The sequence below is a fragment of the Streptococcus sp. Marseille-Q3604 genome, assembly GCF_916619785.1.
Classification (GTDB): domain Bacteria; phylum Bacillota; class Bacilli; order Lactobacillales; family Streptococcaceae; genus Streptococcus.
In genome coordinates this window covers 211,860-230,865 of sequence record NZ_CAKAKM010000001.1, presented here as the reverse complement: position 1 = coordinate 230,865, position 19,006 = coordinate 211,860, and the positions used below count along the sequence as shown (strand labels likewise).

The 19,006-nt window shown below is 40.5% G+C and carries 19 protein-coding genes; 9 read left to right on the top strand and 10 right to left on the bottom strand.

Annotated features, from left to right (window positions below; all coding sequences use genetic code 11):
* Positions 1–9: 9 nt before the first annotated feature.
* Together prfB and queG are read right to left on the bottom strand one after the other, a co-directional pair.
* Positions 10–1,108, bottom strand: a protein-coding gene (gene prfB / locus LG375_RS01020) for a peptide chain release factor 2 (RefSeq protein ID WP_201041498.1) whose coding sequence is annotated in 2 segments (ribosomal slippage) — positions 10–1,035 and positions 1,037–1,108 — 1,098 coding nt in all. Because the reading frame shifts where the segments join, the coding sequence is not laid out codon by codon here.
* Positions 1,109–1,160: 52 nt separating this feature from the next.
* The gene (gene queG, locus LG375_RS01015; RefSeq protein WP_049554308.1) at positions 1,161–2,279 is read right to left on the bottom strand and encodes a tRNA epoxyqueuosine(34) reductase QueG; all 1,119 of its coding nucleotides are present in this window, start codon (positions 2,277–2,279) and stop codon (positions 1,161–1,163) included.
* A 93-nt stretch (positions 2,280–2,372) separates the two neighbouring features.
* Here queG and LG375_RS01010 point away from each other — a divergent pair, with 93 nt between their 5' ends.
* Entirely contained in the window at positions 2,373–3,230 is an 858-nt protein-coding gene (locus LG375_RS01010; protein WP_064524803.1) for a metallophosphoesterase, read from the top strand.
* A gap of 23 nt (positions 3,231–3,253) precedes the next feature.
* Here the strand turns inward: LG375_RS01010 and LG375_RS01005 are convergent, their stop codons facing one another.
* The 4 genes from LG375_RS01005 to LG375_RS00990 all read right to left on the bottom strand — a co-directional run bounded on the left by LG375_RS01005 (position 3,254) and on the right by LG375_RS00990 (position 8,395).
* Positions 3,254–4,000 carry an NADPH-dependent oxidoreductase gene (locus tag LG375_RS01005; RefSeq protein ID WP_064524805.1) on the bottom strand — a complete coding sequence of 249 codons (747 nt, stop codon included), beginning with the start codon at positions 3,998–4,000 and terminating at the stop codon, positions 3,254–3,256.
* A gap of 109 nt (positions 4,001–4,109) precedes the next feature.
* The gene (locus LG375_RS01000; protein WP_073687781.1) at positions 4,110–6,794 is read right to left on the bottom strand and encodes a cation-translocating P-type ATPase; all 2,685 of its coding nucleotides are present in this window, start codon (positions 6,792–6,794) and stop codon (positions 4,110–4,112) included.
* Between the two features lie 265 nt (positions 6,795–7,059).
* Complete coding sequence (locus LG375_RS00995; RefSeq protein ID WP_201041499.1) at positions 7,060–7,446, bottom strand: DUF1934 domain-containing protein; 387 nt, start codon at positions 7,444–7,446, stop codon at positions 7,060–7,062.
* A 91-nt stretch (positions 7,447–7,537) separates the two neighbouring features.
* Positions 7,538–8,395 carry a GNAT family N-acetyltransferase gene (locus tag LG375_RS00990; RefSeq protein ID WP_225745096.1) on the bottom strand — a complete coding sequence of 286 codons (858 nt, stop codon included), beginning with the start codon at positions 8,393–8,395 and terminating at the stop codon, positions 7,538–7,540.
* Between the two features lie 178 nt (positions 8,396–8,573).
* Here LG375_RS00990 and yidA point away from each other — a divergent pair, with 178 nt between their 5' ends.
* Positions 8,574–9,383, top strand: coding sequence for a sugar-phosphatase (yidA, locus tag LG375_RS00985; protein WP_002890845.1), 810 nt, complete (start codon positions 8,574–8,576; stop codon positions 9,381–9,383).
* Position 9,384: 1 nt separating this feature from the next.
* Entirely contained in the window at positions 9,385–10,599 is a 1,215-nt protein-coding gene (locus LG375_RS00980; protein WP_021144256.1) for an aminoacyltransferase, read from the top strand.
* Positions 10,600–10,650: 51 nt separating this feature from the next.
* On the opposite strand, the gene LG375_RS00975 is transcribed toward LG375_RS00980, so the two are convergent.
* From LG375_RS00975 to yycF, 4 genes are read right to left on the bottom strand one after another with little or no spacing between them, the layout of a single operon-like run.
* The gene (locus tag LG375_RS00975) at positions 10,651–11,010 is read right to left on the bottom strand and encodes a YbaN family protein (RefSeq protein ID WP_225745095.1); all 360 of its coding nucleotides are present in this window, start codon (positions 11,008–11,010) and stop codon (positions 10,651–10,653) included.
* 58 nt (positions 11,011–11,068) lie between these two features.
* On the bottom strand, positions 11,069–11,881 hold the full coding sequence (locus LG375_RS00970) for an MBL fold metallo-hydrolase (protein WP_225745094.1): 813 nt from the start codon (positions 11,879–11,881) through the stop codon (positions 11,069–11,071).
* A 5-nt stretch (positions 11,882–11,886) separates the two neighbouring features.
* Positions 11,887–13,227, bottom strand: a complete 1,341-nt coding sequence (vicK, locus tag LG375_RS00965) for a cell wall metabolism sensor histidine kinase VicK (RefSeq protein ID WP_080611394.1) — start codon at positions 13,225–13,227, stop codon at positions 11,887–11,889.
* Positions 13,220–13,927 carry a response regulator YycF gene (yycF, locus tag LG375_RS00960; protein ID WP_002884978.1) on the bottom strand — a complete coding sequence of 236 codons (708 nt, stop codon included), beginning with the start codon at positions 13,925–13,927 and terminating at the stop codon, positions 13,220–13,222. The genes vicK and yycF overlap by 8 nt, the downstream gene beginning before the upstream one ends.
* Positions 13,928–14,212: 285 nt before the next feature.
* On the opposite strand from yycF, the gene LG375_RS00955 reads away from it, so the two are divergent.
* The 6 genes from LG375_RS00955 to LG375_RS00930 all read left to right on the top strand — a co-directional run bounded on the left by LG375_RS00955 (position 14,213) and on the right by LG375_RS00930 (position 19,001).
* Complete coding sequence (locus LG375_RS00955; RefSeq protein WP_002885036.1) at positions 14,213–14,980, top strand: amino acid ABC transporter ATP-binding protein; 768 nt, start codon at positions 14,213–14,215, stop codon at positions 14,978–14,980.
* 9 nt (positions 14,981–14,989) lie between these two features.
* The gene (locus tag LG375_RS00950) at positions 14,990–15,823 is read left to right on the top strand and encodes a transporter substrate-binding domain-containing protein (RefSeq protein ID WP_073686419.1); all 834 of its coding nucleotides are present in this window, start codon (positions 14,990–14,992) and stop codon (positions 15,821–15,823) included.
* A 17-nt stretch (positions 15,824–15,840) separates the two neighbouring features.
* Positions 15,841–16,539 carry an amino acid ABC transporter permease gene (locus LG375_RS00945; protein WP_002886251.1) on the top strand — a complete coding sequence of 233 codons (699 nt, stop codon included), beginning with the start codon at positions 15,841–15,843 and terminating at the stop codon, positions 16,537–16,539.
* Between the two features lie 11 nt (positions 16,540–16,550).
* Complete coding sequence (locus LG375_RS00940; protein ID WP_037601175.1) at positions 16,551–17,201, top strand: amino acid ABC transporter permease; 651 nt, start codon at positions 16,551–16,553, stop codon at positions 17,199–17,201.
* A gap of 187 nt (positions 17,202–17,388) precedes the next feature.
* Entirely contained in the window at positions 17,389–18,156 is a 768-nt protein-coding gene (locus tag LG375_RS00935; RefSeq protein ID WP_225745093.1) for an amino acid ABC transporter ATP-binding protein, read from the top strand.
* Between the two features lie 11 nt (positions 18,157–18,167).
* Positions 18,168–19,001 (top strand): transporter substrate-binding domain-containing protein, encoded by an 834-nt coding sequence (locus LG375_RS00930; protein WP_073685759.1) that lies wholly within the window; start codon positions 18,168–18,170, stop codon positions 18,999–19,001.
* Positions 19,002–19,006: the final 5 nt, after the last annotated feature.

Here is a 19,006-nt window from a genome sequence, read left to right as displayed (position 1 = left end):
ATATTGTTACTATTCTTCCATACGCCACTTGAGGTAGGCATCGATGAAGCCTTCAATATCCCCATCCATTACCTTATCAACCTGGGCAACTTCATAACCTGTACGGTGATCTTTAACCATGGTATATGGCGTGAAAACGTATGAGCGAATTTGACTTCCCCAAGTGATTTCTTTCTTATCACCTTTCAAAGCATTCACTTCTTCTGCTTTCTTTTCTTGCTCCATTTGATAGAGCTTAGCTTGAAGCATCTTCATCGCACGGTCACGGTTCCCGTATTGTGTACGATCAACCGTTGAAGCTACAACAATACCTGTTGGAATGTGGGTCAAACGCACACCTGTAGAAACCTTGTTGACGTTCTGACCACCAGCACCACCTGAACGAAATGTATCCATCTTGATATCATCATCACGAATCTCAACTTCAATGGTATCATCCAATTCAGGCATGACTTCAACGGACGTGAATGAAGTATGACGACGTTTGGCAGAGTCAAATGGTGAAATACGAACCAAACGGTGGACACCCATTTCTGACTTGAGGAAACCATAAGCATTAGGTCCTTCAAAAGCAAGGGTTACAGATTTGATTCCAGCCTCATCACCCGCCTGATAATCCAAAGTTTCGACCTTGAAACCTTTGGCATTTCCATAACGTTGGTACATACGGAGCAACATATCAGCCCAGTCTTGAGCTTCTGTCCCACCAGAGCCTGGGTGAATTTCCAGAATGGCATTGTTATGGTCATATGGTTCAGACAAGAGCAGTGTCATCTCGTAACTTGTCATAATCCTATCAAGCTTTTCGAGTGTTTCTTCAAGCTCTTCTTGAACACTATCATCTTCTTCCAACATTTCTAAATAAAGCTCTGTCTCGTCAGAGAGTTCTTGCATATTGTTGAAAGTTTCGTATTTCATTTTTAGCTCATTTAACTCTTGTGAGGTCTTTTGAGCTGCAATATTATCATTCCAAAAATCTGGCTCAGTCATTCGGTTTTCGAGGAGCGCAATGTCCTCTTCCAAACGATCTAAGTCAAAGAGACCTCCCGAAGCTCACGAGCTTCTCTTGATTTTCAGAGATTTTTTGGCGAATTTCTGCCACTTCCATGGATAGGTTTCCTCCATTTTATAGTATTATGCTTAATTCTAGCATAAATCACTTAAATTTGCCATTTTGCACACACAAGCTCCCACTCCGCTTGGGATTCTTCATCCTTAGGTGACAGTTCCCTCATGTAATCTAACATAGCCTCATCGGGTTTCTTAACAATCTCACCGAGAGCCCAAATGGCAGTCGCCGTATGGATGGGATTATTATTCTTATCAATTATCTCCATCAGTTTGACAATAGCATTGCGATCATGTAGGTTAGCCAAGGCAATAATAGCATTACGTTGAAGAATATTCTTCCCGCGCCATGAACCGGCAATCATCCCAAATTTCTCCTTGAAGGATTTGTTGGTCAGCTCAAGAAAAGGAAGTAATTCGGGCATGGCAAGCTCAGGATCAATGTCCGAAGCCAGTGGATTATCGATACCTCTGTTATATGGACAGGAAATCTGACAAATGTCACAACCATAGATAACAGTCTTTATCTTCTTTCGAAACTCCATATCCATCATGCCTTTATCCTGTGTTTGAAAGGATAGGCAACGACGAGCATTCATAGTCCCATCGCCAATGAGACAAGATGTCGGACAGGCATCCAAACAACGACGGCAATCCCCACAACCATAATCAACTTCTTGGTCTGGTTCAATCTCTAGATTAGTGATAAGCTCACCAAGATACATGTAGGACCCGTATTCTTTCGAAATAACTAGTCCATTCTTTCCGATAAAGCCAATACCAGCTCGCTTGGCCACTGCTGTATCGACCAAGGCTCCAGTATCCACCATACCTTTATATTCGAAGTTTTCCGTCAGTTTTTCAATGCCTTCTGCAAGGCGTTTTAGTTTGTCCTGCAAAACATAGTGATAATCTAGACCCCATGAATTTGGAGTGATTTTGCCACGCTTATATTCTGTTTTTTGAGGTTGTTGTGGCAGCTTATGCGGATAGGCAACTGCAATGGAAATGATGGTTTTAGCTGATTCCAAGGTCAACTTAGGATAAATACGCTCTTCAATATTTTTATGTTCAAAGCCTGTTGTTCGCCCTTCTTCGACACCAAGTCGAAGGGATTTTTCCAGATAGGCGAAATCATCGGCGGTAGTAAAACCAATTTTTGAAATGCCAATCTCCTTGGCCATCTTTTGAATTTCTAATTTGATATCCATATTATTATCATAATGAAATTGTAGTCTAAGGGCAAGTATTTTCCACCATCTTCATTTACAGACAAGCCTTAACCTTTTTGTTACAATGTTTCTATGACGAGACTTGCAGTAATGAGTGATTTACATATTGATATTAATCACTTTGAAACATATGAAATTGATACTCTTATAAAGTGCCTAAAAAATCAAGAGGTTAGCCATCTCCATATCGCTGGTGATATTTCTAACCATTATTTTATCGACACAAAACCTTTTCTACGAAAACTGTCTAAGGAGGTCAAGGTCACCTATAATTTAGGCAATCATGATATGCTTGATTTAGAAGATAACCTTATTGATAATCTTGATTTTCAGGTGATAAATTTAAGTAGTAAGACATTATTGGCTTTTCACGGGTGGTATGATTATTCCTATTCAGATGAGACGTTAGATAAGATTCTTAAACGTAAGAAACAACTTTGGTTCGACCGACGACTTAAACGATTGGGGACTGATCCGGATATCTGTCAAACTAGTCTTAAAAGGCTAGATAATGCCTTAAGTGAGTTAGACACTAGTAACCTTATAGTTGCCATGCATTTTGTTCCTCACAGCCGCTTTACCATGACGCATCAACGTTTTGCACCTTTTAATGCCTACTTAGGCTCGGAAAAATTCCACCATATTTTCGCCAAGCATGGCGTTAAAGATGTTGTTTTTGGTCATGCCCACCGCAGTTATGGGACGGTAACTATTGATGGTGTAACCTATCACTCGCGTCCTCTTGGATACCGACGAGAATGGGATTTAACCATTGACTTTGTTTCCAATCACCCCAAACTCAATCCTACTGGAACATGGAACCTCTCCAAACGTTACAACCTGGTCAAGAAACGGTCGGAGTTTTTAGAATATGAAAAAAAGGAACTGGCAAATGAGTTCCTTTCATCCATGACACTATTTGATTTGTAGAACGACTCTTTAGGAGTCGTTTTTTAGTCGGTGAAAAATCCCTGCTTTTGAAGGTCCTTCAAGGTATTCGCACGATTGGCAACGGATTGATCCATTGTCTTTGCAATCTGTGTTGTAAATTCATCAACTCTGTTATTGAGATCACGAAGGTCATAATACTCATGAACTTCAGCGTCGTAATCTTTTAGCTCATCTAAGGGATGTTCTAAGTCTCGATAATAATTTTCCATATGGATGACGTGACGGGGTAAACGAGGTTTAAGCTGCGGTTCTTGATCTGGCCAACCAACTGCTAATCCTACTGCTGGATAGACATACTTTGGAAGTTTGAGAAGCTCTGAAAGTTTAGCGTTATCATTCAAGATACTGCCAAGGTAAACTGTTCCCATACCTAAACTCTCAGCAGCTACTACCATATTTTGAGCAGCTATCATAGCATCCGAGAAGGCCGAGATAAAGCGTTCGGGACTACCTTGGACCAAGGCTTCAGCACCTTTAGCCTCTGCAATCAGTGTGTTACGTCTTTGGTCCACAACAAATACAAAAAGATGCCCAGCATTTGGAATATAGGGTTGGTTAGCAATCTCTGCAATTTCTTCCTTCAATGTTTCATCAGTAATACTGATAATCGAATAGGACTGTCTAAAATTACTCGTTGCTGTATGTCTGGCAACATCAACCAAAAGGTTAACTTCTTCTCGTGTCAAAGCTAGAGGTTTAAATTGACGGATGCTACGGTGATTGAGTTGTGTCTTAATAGTCTCGTTCATGGCCTTCTCCTTAACTTGTGATCATTTCTCTTCAATTATAAACAAGACTCCTCCTGAATTCAAGATATGATAAGAAAAAGCCAGAGACCATTATCTCTGACTTTATGTCTTAAATAGCGTCCTTATCCTTACCAAGGGCACGTTGAATAGCTTTGACTAATTCAACCAATACCACAATCAAGAAGGAACCTACAATAACTGCAAGCCATTGTGTCATACTAAGGTGTGACACATGGAAGAGGTTATTAAATCCAGGAACTACGATAGTTGCCATCAAAAGAACGAAGGCTACTGGAATTGCCCAGTTGAAAGTCTTGTTTCTAAAGAGGCCAACTTTAAAGACTGATTGATACACAGATTTAACGTTAAAGGCATGGAGCAACTGAATTAATCCAAGTGTTGCAAAAGCCATTGTAAGGGCATCCGCATGAATTTCTGCTTGTGTATGATGCTCTGGGAAGACAAGGCCCCAACCATATACTGCAAGAACGAGGATGGTTTGGAAAACACCTTGATACATGATAGCACCGAAGACACCTCCATCAAAGAAGTTCGATTGACGTCCACGAGGTTTATGAGTCATAATACCTGGTTCTGCTGGCTCAACACCAAGAGCGATGGCTGGAAGGGTATCTGTTACCAAATTAATCCAGAGAAGATGTACTGGTTGAAGCACATCCCAACCAAACAGTGTGGCAAAGAAGATAATAAAGACTTCGGCCATGTTGGCTGACAAGAGGTACTGGATTGATTTTTGAATATTTGAGAAGACCTTACGCCCTTCTTCTACAGCAACAATAATTGTCGCAAAGTTATCATCGGCAAGGACCATATCAGAAGCTCCCTTAGAAACCTCTGTACCTGTGATTCCCATACCGATACCAATATCAGCTGTTTTAAGTGATGGTGCATCATTAACCCCGTCACCTGTCATAGCAACAACCTTGCCATCATTTTGCCAAGCCTTGACGATACGAACCTTGTGTTCAGGAGAAACACGCGCATAGACAGAGTACTGTTTGAAGACTTTCTGGAATTCTTCATCAGAAAGCTCATTAAGCTCAGCACCAGTAAAGACATGATCTTCCGTATCATTTGGATCGATGATACCGAGACGCTTGGCAATGGCTTCTGCCGTATCTTGGTGGTCACCTGTAATCATAATTGGACGGATTCCCGCTTCTTTAGCGACACGGACAGCCTCTGCTGCTTCTGGACGTTCTGGGTCAATCATACCTACCAAGCCTGAGAAAATCAAATCAGACTCAACAACCTCAGATTCCAAGGTAGGAATATCATTCGTTGTCTTATAAGCCATCATCAAGACACGAAGAGCTTGTTTTGCCAAGTCCTTATTAGTCGCAAGGATAGCTTGTTTATCTTCATCCGTGATAGGACGAACCTCACCATTGATTTCAATACGAGTCACACGTTTGAGCAATTGGTCAGGCGCACCCTTGACGGCTACAAAGTATGTACCATCCGCTTCCTTATGGATAGTAGACATGAGTTTACGGTCAGAGTCAAATGGCAACTCTGCCACACGAGGCTCTGATTTCAAGACGTCACGAACATCAAAGTTGTGGTCCAAACCAAATTGAACAAGGGCTGTTTCCGTTGGATCCCCAATTAGCTTACCATCTGGGTCCACCTTGGTATCATTGGCAAAGTTCATAATACGAAGGGTTGTATTGTCAGCACTAAGTTCTGTAGCAGCGCTTTGCAATTGACCGTTTGTATAGACTTTTTCAACAGTCATTTGGTTCATGGTTAAGGTACCAGTCTTATCTGATGCGATAATCTCAGTTGAACCAAGAGTCTCAACAGCTGGCAATTTACGAACAATCGAATTACGTTTGGCAAGAGTCGTTGTTCCAAGTGACAAGAGAATCGTTACAATAGCAGGCAAACCTTCAGGAATCGCGGCAACGGCTAGAGCAACGGCAACCATCAAGCCTTCGAGGGGCTGTTCACCACGAATGAAGACACTAACCAAGAATGTCACTAAGGCAATAGCAATAATAAGATAAGTCAAAGTCTTAGACAGTTGCTCCAAGCTTTGCTTCAACGGCGTTTGTGATTCGTCCGCATTAGCTAGCATATCAGCAATTTTACCGACCTCAGTATACATACCAGTATTAGTTACAACCCCTGTACCACGACCGTAAGTAACGTTAGAGTTTTGGTAACCCATATTCACACGGTCACCAATTCCGGCTTCTGCTTCAACCGTCTCGGTAACATCCTTTTCAACCGGAACGGATTCACCGGTAAGGGCTGCTTCTTCAATCTTAAGTGAGGCAGCTTCGAGCAAACGCATATCAGCTGGAACAACATCACCAGCTTCAAGCAAGACGATATCTCCAGGAACCAACTCGCGTGAATCAATTTCAACCACATTGCCATCACGACGCACACGAGCCAGAGGGCTTGACATGTTTTTAAGAGCTTCAATAGCCGCTTCTGCTTGTCCTTCTTGATAAACACCAAAAGCTGCATTCAAAACAACAACGGCTAAAATAATGCAGGCATCGGTCAGACCATGCATACCTTCTGTAATAACAGAAAGGGCGGCTGCGACAAGCAAGATGATAATCATCAAATCTTTAAACTGATCGATGAATTTTGACAAGAGGCTGCGTTTTTCACCTTCATCCAACTCGTTATAGCCATAGGCATCCAATCGTTCCTTGGCTTGTGCAGTAGACAAACCATCAATGGAAGTGTCCAAGCTTTTTAGGACTTCTTCCTCTCCTTGTGTATAAAACAAGGCTTTACTTTGTTCTTTCGACAAAATAATCTCCTCCTTCTCTATAGGGAAAAATGGCTAACAAGACTCTTTTTATATAAAAAATTATACAAAAAGAGACTTGTTTAATTAAAAACAAGTCTCGCTGTTTAAGAATATGCCGGAAATGTAAAATTTCGTAATGACGACATAATCGCAACTGTTAATCAAATCTCATGATTACAGTCGCCTGCTACTCCCTTATTTGTACTTTACATTTTATCATAAATTATTCTTTATTCAAGCGAAATGATTCTATTTTTTTCAAAAATTAAAACCAAGAAACCTCTAATTCATAATCAGCAAAAACGTCTTCTGTTTCTGGATGTTTCAATTGATAATGAATATCAACTGTCTGTCCATTTAGGTCATGGGCGAATAGACTAGTATCTGTCAGAAAATGCTGGGTACCAAGTGGTGTCGGTATGTGGACCAAGGCAGGGACCTTAGCCGAAAAACGCATAATTGATTTAGGATTAGAAAAGCGTGTCATCACCAGCTCTTCCTGATTCAACTTAATAACCACTTTTTCTTTCTCGGAATTATGGTGAACAAGATAAGTAAAGTCTCCTTTTTCCATAACCTCACAAGCGTGGATTTCTTCGATAATCTCCGTTTGATCTCCTACTTTTATTTTGTTTTTAATTTTAATTTCCATTAAGTATTCCTTCTATTCTAAAACTATTTTTCTACTTAAGATAATAGCAACTCTATACTAAAAGAGAGTATCAGTATTGCGTCTACCATTTCTATTTCAAGTAAACCACCTGGGTCTGTTTAACAAAGCCGATATTTTCATACAAACGTTTGGCTCCAATATTGCTATCTTCTACTGCAATTTGAAAGGGCTTGTCGTTATGCGCAATGAGTTGATTGACGACTGATTTTGCCAGATAGCTGCCATAGCCCTGTCCACGATAAGCTTCAGCAATCGCAAGTCCATAGAGGTAGTTGCTATTCCCAGATAAATCGACCGTACACACTCCAATGACCTGAGCTTCTTTGAGGAGGATGTAAAGTAGGCCATCGGAATCCTTCAAGGCCTCTGTAATGTATCTGCGACTCACATCGAGCGTTTCCTCTGGATCAGAAAAGGCCTGGTGATGGAGTTGGGCAATTTCATCTAGGTAAGAAGGTTCAGCTAAGAGCACCTTGACATCTGAACGAGAATCCAGAGCATATGGTGTTTTATCTCGTCCTAGCCAGGTTTCGGTCTCTTCATCCTCAACCACCCCCCAATGACTTGCCAGATCAGGATGACAATCTAGAAAAACACGCTCTGTCTGAAAGGTCACTGAGCGAATAGGGTAAGCTGACGTTTCCTTCTGAAATTTGTCAAACAAACTCCTCGCAATGCCTTTGTGGCGATAATCTGGGGCAACTAAAATCGCCACTTCCACATCATGGTCATCCGCATAAACCGTTAATAAACCAAGCAACTCTCCCTCTTGATAATGGAGGAAAAAGGCCGGCATATTGGGATCAAAATTAAGCATATTGGAGAGATAAGGTTCTCGAAAGGTTTGGTCATAGGCTTGACAGCTAGCAATCAATGCTTTTGCTGCCTTTCGTTCTTTTTCTGTCAATTGGTTGGTTGCTCGAATCACTCTTGTCTCTCCTTTATTAGTCTGACCTTATTTTACCAATTAAAAAGCATTTGGGCAATTTTTACCTAAACGACTTCTTTAAAGAGGCAATAATACTTTTCTCAGGAAGAACTATGACAAAGCGCCTAAATTTTAGTAAAATAGAAGGGAAACTAACTAAACGAAACAGGTAATTATTATGTCTATTAAACTTATTGCAGTTGATATTGATGGAACGCTTTTAAATAGCCAACGTCAAGTTACACCGGAAGTCTTTCAAGCCATTCAAGATGCCAAGGCTGCTGGTGTAAAGGTTGTTATCGCGACTGGTCGTCCTATTCCTGGGGTGCTTCCTCTTCTTGAAGAACTTAACCTCAACCAAGACGGAGATTATGTTATCACCTTCAATGGTGGGCTTGTCCAAGAAACTTCTACTGGTAATGAATTAATTCGTGAGACACTCTCATACGAAGACTACCTTGACATTGAGGTTTTGGCTAACAAGCTTGGTGTTCATTCTCACGCTATTACTAAAGATGGTATCTACACAAGTAATCGCAACATTGGCCGCTACACGGTTCATGAGTCTACACTTGTTCATATGCCGATTTACTATCGTACACCTGAAGAGGTGGCTGACAAGGAATTCGTTAAGGCCATGTATATCGATGAACCTGAAATTCTTGATGCAGCTATTGCCAAACTTCCACAGGAATTTTATGACCGCTTTACTATTGTAAAATCAACACCATTTTACCTAGAAATTCTCAAGAAAACAGCCAACAAAGGAATTGCTGTAACCCATCTTGCTGAGAAACTCGGTCTTTCTAAAGAAGAAACAATGGCTATCGGTGATGAAGAAAATGACCGTGCTATGCTTGAAGTCGTTGGCTCTCCTGTTGTTATGGAAAATGGTAATCCAGAAATGAAGAAAATTGCGAAACACATCACAAAATCAAATGATGAATCTGGTGTCGCTTATGCTATTAGAAAGTGGGTTCTAGAATAATATGTATACCTATAAAACTGGACTCAGTACTTCTGAGCATGACCGCTTTGTTATAGATAGTCCTCAAACGAATTTATTACAGAGTAGTTCATGGGCTAAAATCAAGGATAGTTGGGGAAATGACCGCCTAGGTTTCTATCAAGATGGTAATCTCGTTGCTGTCGCTAGTGTCCTTATTCAGCCACTTCCTCTTGGCTTTTCTATGATTTATATCCCTCGTGGACCTATTATGGACTATCAAGATAAAGAGTTGCTCGCCTTTGTTATGGCTTCGCTTAAAAAATATGCCAAAACAAAGCGTGCCCTCTTTGTGAAATTTGACCCTAGCCTCTTTGTTACTAAAAACTTGATTTCACAAGAAGCTGAAATCCGTAAAGAGACTATGGCAATTGCCAAAGACATCCAAGCTCTTGGTATTGAATGGACAGGCCTCACTGAAGATATGGCTGAAAATATCCAACCTCGTTTCCAGGCTAATATCCATAAGGAAGATTTCACTGAGGAACAACTCTCTAAGAGTACCAAGCAGGCTGTTCGTACTGCTCGAAACAAGGGGATTTCAGTCCAATTTGGTGGCACTGAGCTTCTTGAACAATTCGCATCTTTGATGAAGAAGACAGAGGCCCGTAAGAACATCCACCTTCGTGGCATTGATTATTATGAAAAGTTGTTGACTACCTACCCAGAATCTTCTTACATTACACTCTCAACTCTTGATTTACCAGCCCGTCTCAAAGACCTCAACAAACAACTCGAAAAGAACATTGCTGATGCAGCCAAGTTCACTGAAAAAACTAAACCAGGAAAAATCGAGAATAATAAGCAAGAGCACAAAAGACTTAAAGAAGAGATTGACTTTCTTCAAGAAAAAGTTGATGCTGGGAATAAGACGGTCCCACTCTCTGGTACACTCGTTCTTGAATTTGGAAAGACGTCTGAGAATATCTATGCAGGAATGGATGAAGACTACCGTCGTTATCAACCAGCTATCCTGACATGGTATGAAACAGCTAATCACGCTTTCGAGCGTGGTGCTGAGTGGCAAAACATGGGAGGAATAGAAAATTCACTAGATGGTGGCTTGTATAATTTCAAGTCCAAATTTAACCCACGTATTGAACAATTCATTGGAGAATTCAACCTTCCAGTTAGCCCTCTTTACGGACCAGCCAATTTTGCCTATAAACTCCGTAAGAAATTACGTAGCAAACATTAATAATATATAAAATGAGACTCCATCTTGGAAGTCTCATTTTTTGATGATAGCTTAGTCTTTATCAGGAATAACCTTAAAGAGATAATAAGTGATGAAGACCGTCAGGCAAAAGAGTCCGATTTTCACCCAAAGGATAGGTGCAAAAAAGATTGAAATCCCCATCAAAACATAGATTTGGATGATAATCTTTTTCTTTCGTTCTTTGGCAATTGATTTGGTTTCTCGAAAATCGGCTACATAACTTTGATACAACTTAGTCTGATATAACCATTTCTCAAAACGTTTGGAACTTCTAGCAAAGCAAGCAATGGCTAAAAGTAGAAAAGGTGTTGTGGGTAAGATAGGAAGAGGAATCCCAAGAATTCCCAAACCGAGCGAGACAAACCCTAACGAGAGATAAATTACTTTCATAAATACATTCCTTTTAAAAAGCTGCACTAAACGCATTAGTGCAGCTCTTCTGCTATTTTTAAATGTCTGTCAGCGGAATCGCTGTGTCTGGTGAGGTATCATAAACTTTAAAGTCAGTTCCAACACCAAAGTCAGCACGTGCCAACTGATTTTCCATCGTCATGTGAGCCAACTCCTTGATATTATTTTCTTTGGAAAGGTGACCCAAGTAGATTTTTTTAGTTTTATTACCGATGGTACGAATCATAGCATCCGCTCCATCTTCATTACACAAGTGACCTTGATCAGAGAGGATACGTTGCTTGGTTGACCAAGGATATGAACCTGCTCTAAGGATTTCAACATCATGATTGGACTCAATCAGATAGCCATCGGCATTTTCAATAATACCTGCCATACGATCAGAAACATAACCCGTATCCGTCAACATGACGAAACTCTTTCCATCTTTCATAAAGCGATAGAACTGTGGATCAATAGCATCGTGACTAACTCCAAAAGACTCAATATCAATGTCTCCAAAGGTCAGAAGCTTATCACGAGAAAAAACATGTTTCTGGCTATTATCAATCTTGCCAAGCATATTTTTACTATCCATAATCTGCCAGGTTTTCTCGTTGGCGTAGATATCCATGCCATATTTACGAGCTAAAACGCCTACACCATGGATGTGATCCTTGTGTTCATGCGTAACTAAGATAGCATCCAAATCGCTCGGATCACGATCAATCTCAGCTAGCAAACTTGTGATTTTCTTACCAGACAAACCAGCATCTACAAGAATCTTCTTCTCTGGAGTTTCCAAATAAAAGGAATTACCAGTTGACCCTGAAGCCAAAATACTATATTTAAACCCTAAATCTGAGGTCATTTCTACTACATCTCCCATTCATCAACCATCATGGCATCCTTGTCATATGGAAGCACAATTGTAAAAGTTGAACCCTTACCATACTCACTCTTAGCCCAAATAAAGCCCTTATGTTGTTTAATAATTTCTTTTGCAATAGACAAGCCTAGACCAGTTCCACCTTGGGCACGACTTCTGGCCTTATCAACACGGTAAAAACGGTCAAAAATTAACGGCAAATCTTTCTTAGGAATACCCAAACCTTGGTCAGAAATAGAAACAATCAACTGTGAATCAGTTGTCTTCATAGACACTGTAATCTTACCACCATCAGGCGAATACTTGATAGCATTATTAAGAATATTATCCACGACCTGGGTCATCTTATCTGTATCAATCTCCACCCAAATCGAGTTTACCGGATAATCTCGAATAATTTCGTAAGTTTTACCTGTATTAGTTTCTTGACTCTTAATCTGATCGAAACGATTCAATATATAGGTCATGAAGGCCGTGAAATTAGTCATTTCAACGTCAAGCTGGGTACTCTTATTGTCAATACGAGACAGTGCCAAGAGGTCAGAAATCATTCGCATCATACGATTGGTCTCATCCAAAGAAACTTTGATAAAGTTAGGGGCAATCTCTTCGTCAAGAGCACCATCATCAAGTGCCTCCAGATAAGATTTTACAGAAGTCAAAGGTGTACGCAACTCATGACTAACGTTTGATACAAAGAGTCGACGTTCCCGCTCTTCTTTTTCCTGCTCAGTGGCATCGTGAAGGACGGCAACCAGACCTGAGATAAAACCAGATTCTTTACGAATAAGAGCAAAGTTAACGCGTAGGGTCACAAACTCATCGTTGGCATCTCGACGAGACAAATGAATCTCAGGAGTCTTAGATAACAATTCATTATAGGTATAGGGATTTTCGCCATCTAATAAATCTAAAATGGACATCTGTGTCGCTGTTTCAAAATCTAGATTCAACAAACGCTGAGCTGTGCTATTAATCATGGTAATTTGACCACGTCGATTAGTCGCAATGACTCCATCACTCATATAAGAGAGGACTGATGATAAGCGGTTTTTTTCCTGGGCTAGATTTTCATGCGTCAAACGAAAAACGTCCGATAAATCATTCAAGCTGTCAGCTAGCTCTAAAAGCTCTGGATCACCCTTTAAGCGTAACTCCTCATTATAGTTACCTGCCATTAGGGACTTGACTCTCTTGGTCAACTTTCGAATATTTTTGACTCGTCGATAATCACGATAAGCAAGAAAAATAAAGTAGAAAGCCACAAAAAGGAGCGTAAAGAGTAAGGCTAGTTCAAAGCTTGTGATGTTTAAGCCAATACTAGTCATAATTCTTCATATAATAACCAACACCACGACGCGTCAAAATATATTCAGGACGACTAGGTGTGTCTTCAATTTTTTCACGGAGACGACGAATGGTTACGTCAACCGTACGAACATCACCAAAATAGTCATAACCCCAAACAGTTTCAAGCAAATGTTCACGAGTCATCACTTGTCCCATATGAGTTGCCAAATGGAAAAGCAACTCAAATTCACGGTGTGTGAGTTCGACTTCATTTCCACGTTTTTTAGCAACAAATGCATCTGGAACAATAATCAACTCCCCAATTGAAATCTCCTGCTTGCCTGAGTTAGAGCTTTCTTCTGCTGCTGTTTCAATAGTCTCTGTACGACGCAAGTGAGCTTTGATACGTGCCAACAATTCACGATTAGAAAATGGTTTCGTCACATAGTCATCTGCCCCAATTTCTAGCCCGATAACCTTATCAAACTCGCTATCCTTAGCTGAAAGCATGATAATTGGTGTATGACTTGTCTTTCGAATTTCCTTAGCAACTTCTAAACCATCTAGTTCAGGCAGCATCAAGTCCAGGATGACCAAGTCTGGTTTTTCAGCTTCAAACTGCTCCAATGCTTCACGACCATCAAAGGCCGTAACCACTTCATAACCTTCTTTAGTCAGATTAAACTTGATGATATCCGAAATTGGTCTTTCATCATCAACAACAAGAATTTTTTTCATATAAACACCTCATCGGTTTTCTTAAGTCATTCAATTTTGTAAAGTAAAAAACTTTACATATCAAACATATTATACCAAAAAATAGGTTAAGGACCAAGTTTCTACTATAGATATTAAGCTAATATACAAGCTTTCCTTGTTTTTTGAGATACCTTTGCTATGTGTAATCGGTTAAAAAACGAACCTTATGATTGAATTTTCAAACATTTTTGACATTTTCCTACATATATAGTAAAATACACTCTTGTTATTACATATATTAATGTAAAATTTTTGGAGGCTCTTATGGCACTTATCGAATTTAAAAATGTTAATAAATACTACGGAGATTATCATGCACTTCGTGATATCAATCTAGAAATTGAAAAAGGACAAGTTGTGGTTCTCTTGGGACCTTCTGGGTCTGGGAAATCTACCCTTATCCGTACAATCAACGCCTTGGAATCAATTGATAACGGTACACTTATCGTTAACGGGCATAATGTGACAGAAGCTTCTGCCAAAGACTTGGTTGAGCTTCGTAAGGAAGCAGGGATGGTATTCCAGCACTTTAACCTCTACCCTCACAAAACTGTTCTTGAAAATGTCACTTTGGCACCTATCAAGGTTCTCGGAATCAGTAAGGCAGAGGCTGAAAAGACTGCTGAAAAATTCCTTCGTTACGTTAACATGTGGGACAAGAAAGATTCTTACCCTGGTATGCTTTCTGGTGGGCAAAAACAGCGTATCGCTATTGCCCGTGGTCTTGCCATGAATCCTGAGCTCTTGCTCTTTGATGAGCCAACGTCAGCCCTTGACCCAGAGACTATCGGTGACGTACTGGCGGTTATGCAGAACCTTGCCAAAGGTGGCATGAACATGGTAGTTGTTACCCATGAAATGGGCTTTGCTCGCAGTGTGGCAGACCGTATCATTTTCATGGCTGAAGGTCAGGTTCTCGTGGATACTACGGATGTGGATGGTTTCTTTGACAATCCAACTGAACCTCGTGCTGTTCAATTCCTTTCTAAGATTATCGACCACAACTCTGATCGTGTCCAAGTGGATGCCTAAGGAGGGCTTATGTTAATCAAAAAACTTAGTCGCATTTTAGCTATCTCTGCTTTAGCATTTGTAGCAGTTCTCCTCTGGAACACTAAAAGTAGTCAAGCTGATGAAAGCAGTAAACTACTCAATAATGCTGCAATTCAAAAAATTGTCAAAAAAGGGACTCTAAACGTTGGTGTCAAACAGGATGTCCCAAACTTTGGTTACTACTCAGCCAAAACCAATACCTATCAAGGTATGGAAATTGACCTCGCTAAGAAGATTGCCAAAGAACTTAAGGTTAAGGTGAATTTTACAGCGGTTACCCCTCAAACTCGTGAGGCCCTTATGGATAATGGGACTATTGACATGCTTATCGCTACTTATACCATTACAGATGAGCGTAAAGCTTCATATGCCATGTCAAATCCTTACTACTATGACCAAATCGGTTTCCTCGTTCAAACCAAATCTGGCTATAAGAAACTTTCTGATCTTAACGGTAAAACTATTGGAGTGTCTCAAGGGTCATCTGCCAAAGCCGCTGTTGAAGAGTACGCTTCAGCTAATAACCTTAAGTTCAATTATGTCCAACTCGGATCTTATCCTGAGTTAGCCGTATCACTCTATGCATACCGTATTGACGCCTTTGCTGGTGATAAATCAATCCTATCAGGTTACGAAAGTGATAAAACCAAAATTCTTGATGAAGGTTTCAAAACACAAGAATACGGTATTGCTTCAAGCAAGTCTAACCAAGAGTTGATTGATTATACCAATGATTTGTTGGCTAAGTGGCAAAAAGATGGTAGCCTTCAAAAGCTCTACAATAAGTATCACTTGAAACCAGCTAAGGCTGAAGATAAATAGAAAGGAGTCCTGAATTTATGTATCTTTTAACTGAAACGGCTAGTCCTTTCGCTCTTGAACGTTGGGCTGCTTTCTTCGCTAACTTTGGACAATTTGCCAAAGGTTTCTTCTATACCCTTGGCATTTCGATTGGTGCCTTGATTGTTGCCCTTCTTCTTGGGCTCATCTTTGGGGCTATGAGCTCTACTCACAACAAGGTTCTTCGTGGCATCTCACGTGTTTATGTCGAAATCTTCCAGAATACACCCTTGCTTGTCCAATTCGTGGTCGTCTTCTATGGAATTTCAATCTTGACTGATGGCCATGTCATGATTCCAATTTCATTGACAGCCATCCTTTGTGTGGGGGTCTACACAGGAGCCTATATCTCTGAGATTATTCGTACAGGTATTGAGGCGGTTCCTAAAGGTCAAACCGAAGCGGCCTTGTCTCAAGGATTCACCTACGCTGATACCATGCGTATCATCATCTTGCCTCAAGCAGTCCGTACTATCTTGCCACCGTTGACCAACCAAGTGGTTAACTTGATTAAGAATACTTCTACAGTTGCCATTATTTCTGGGGCTGATATCATGTTCACTGCTAAGGCTTGGGCTTATGATACCACTAACTATGTGCCGGCCTTCGCTGGGGCTGCCTTCCTCTACTTTATCATGTGTTTCCCTCTAGCTACTTGGGCACGTCGTAAAGAAGAAGAGAATAAGAAAGCTTACTAAGGAGGTCCACTATGTCAGAAGTTTTATCAGCTACTAACCTTAAATTCTTGGCACAAGGGATGTGGACGACCCTTTACTTGTCTTTCTTCATCATTGTGCTGTCTACCTTGTTCGGAACTATTCTGGCGGTTATGCGTAACGGAAAGAATCCTATTCTTCGTTGGATGGCTTCTATCTACGTTGAGTTCGTTCGTAACGTTCCTAACTTGCTTTGGATTTTCATTATCTTCTTGGTCTTCCAGCTTAAGTCTACAGCGGCAGGAATTACCTCTTTCACGGTCTTCACTTCAGCGGCCTTGGCGGAAATCATTCGTGGGGGACTGAACTCTATCGACCATGGCCAAACGGAAGCCGGCTTGTCTCAAGGGTTTAACAACAGACAAATCTTTATTTACATCATCTTCCCACAAGCTATTCGTAAGATGTTACCATCTATCATTTCTCAATTCGTAACAGTCATCAAGGATACTTCCTTCCTTTACTCTGTTATCGCCTTACAGGAATTATTTGGTAAAAGTCAGATTTTGATGGGTGGTTACTACGAACCAAGCCAAATCTTTACCTTATACGGTATCGTGGCTTTAGCCTATTTCGTGGTCAACTTTGCCATTTCTAGCTACTCTCGCTACCTCTCTAAACAATGGGAGCAAGCTAGTGAATAAAACAAAAAACTCACCTGAGGGTGGGTTTTTGTTTGCTCATATTTATATCAAAAAAATGATTAATTATTTAGTAAAAACCGAACGTTTTGAAAGAATATTCGGAATTTTTTGACTTTCGTCTTTACTTATGCTAAAATTTAATACATGTTAGAAAAGCTAACAAGTAAATCCATTATAGGAGGCTCTTATGGCACTTATTGAATTTAAAAATGTTAATAAATACTACGGAGATTATCATGCACTTCGTGATATCAATCTAGAAATTGAAAAAGGACAAGTTGTGGTTCTCTTGGGACCTTCTGGGTCTGGGAAATCTACCCTTATCCGTACAATCAACGCCTTGGAATCAATTGATAACGGTACACTTATCGTTAACGGGCATAATGTGACAGAAGCTTCTGCCAAAGACTTGGTTGAGCTTCGTAAGGAAGCAGGGATGGTATTTCAACACTTCAACCTCTACCCTCACAAAACCGTTCTTGAAAATGTAACCTTGGCACCTATCAAGGTTCTTGGAATCAGTAAGGCAGAGGCTGAAAAGACTGCTGAAAAATTCCTTCGTTACGTTAATATGTGGGACAAGAAAGATTCATACCCTGGTATGCTTTCTGGTGGACAAAAACAACGTATCGCTATTGCCCGTGGTCTTGCCATGAATCCTGAGCTCTTGCTCTTTGATGAGCCAACGTCAGCCCTTGACCCAGAGACTATCGGTGACGTACTGGCGGTTATGCAAAACCCTGCCAAAGGTGGCATGAACATGGTAGTTGTTACCCATGAAATGGGCTTTGCCCGCAGTGTGGCAGACCGTATCATTTTCATGGCTGAAGGTCAGGTTCTCGTGGATACTACGGATGTGGATGGTTTCTTTGACAATCCAACTGAACCTCGTGCTGTTCAATTCCTTTCTAAGATTATCGACCACAACTCTGATCGTGTCCAAGTGGATGCCTAAGGAGGTTGCCTATGATTTTCAAAAAAATCTTACGTTACCTAACTGTCGCATGCTTAGCAATAGTCACTATTTTTCTTATCACGAGTCACAAGACTAAGGCGGAAGACACTAGCAAGCTCCTAGATAGTAAAGCAGTCCAAAAGATTGTTAAGCGAGGGACACTCAATGTCGGTGTGAAGCAAGACGTTCCTAACTTTGGTTACTATTCTGCTAAGACTAATTCCTACGAAGGGATGGAAGTTGATCTTGCTAAAAAGATCGCCAAAGAACTTAAGGTTAAGGTCAATTACATTCCAGTAACAACGCAAACCCGTGAACCACTTATGGATAACGGAACTATCGACTTACTTATCGCTACCTATACCATCAATGATGAACGTAAGGCTTCTTATGCCATCTCAAATCCTTACTACTATGACCAAATTGGTTTCTTGGTTCTTAAGGACTCAGGTATTAACAAAATTTCAGACTTGAATGGTAAGACTATCGGTGTTTCTCAAGGTGCGTCAACTAAGGCTGCTTTGCAAGAGTATGCTTCAGCTAATAACCTTAAATTCAACTATGTCCAACTCGGATCTTTCCCAGAATTGGCTGTTTCTCTTTACGCTCACCGCGTCGATGCTTTCTCAGTTGATAAATCTATCCTCTCCGGATATGAAAGTAAAAAGACTAAAACCTTAAAAGAAGGTTTCAAAACACAAGAATACGGTATTGCTTCAAGCAAGTCTAACCAAGAGTTGATTGATTATACCAACGATTTGTTGGCTAAGTGGCAAAAAGATGGTAGCCTTCAAAAGCTCTACAATAAGTATCACTTGAAACCAGCTAAAGCTGAAGATAAATAGAAAGG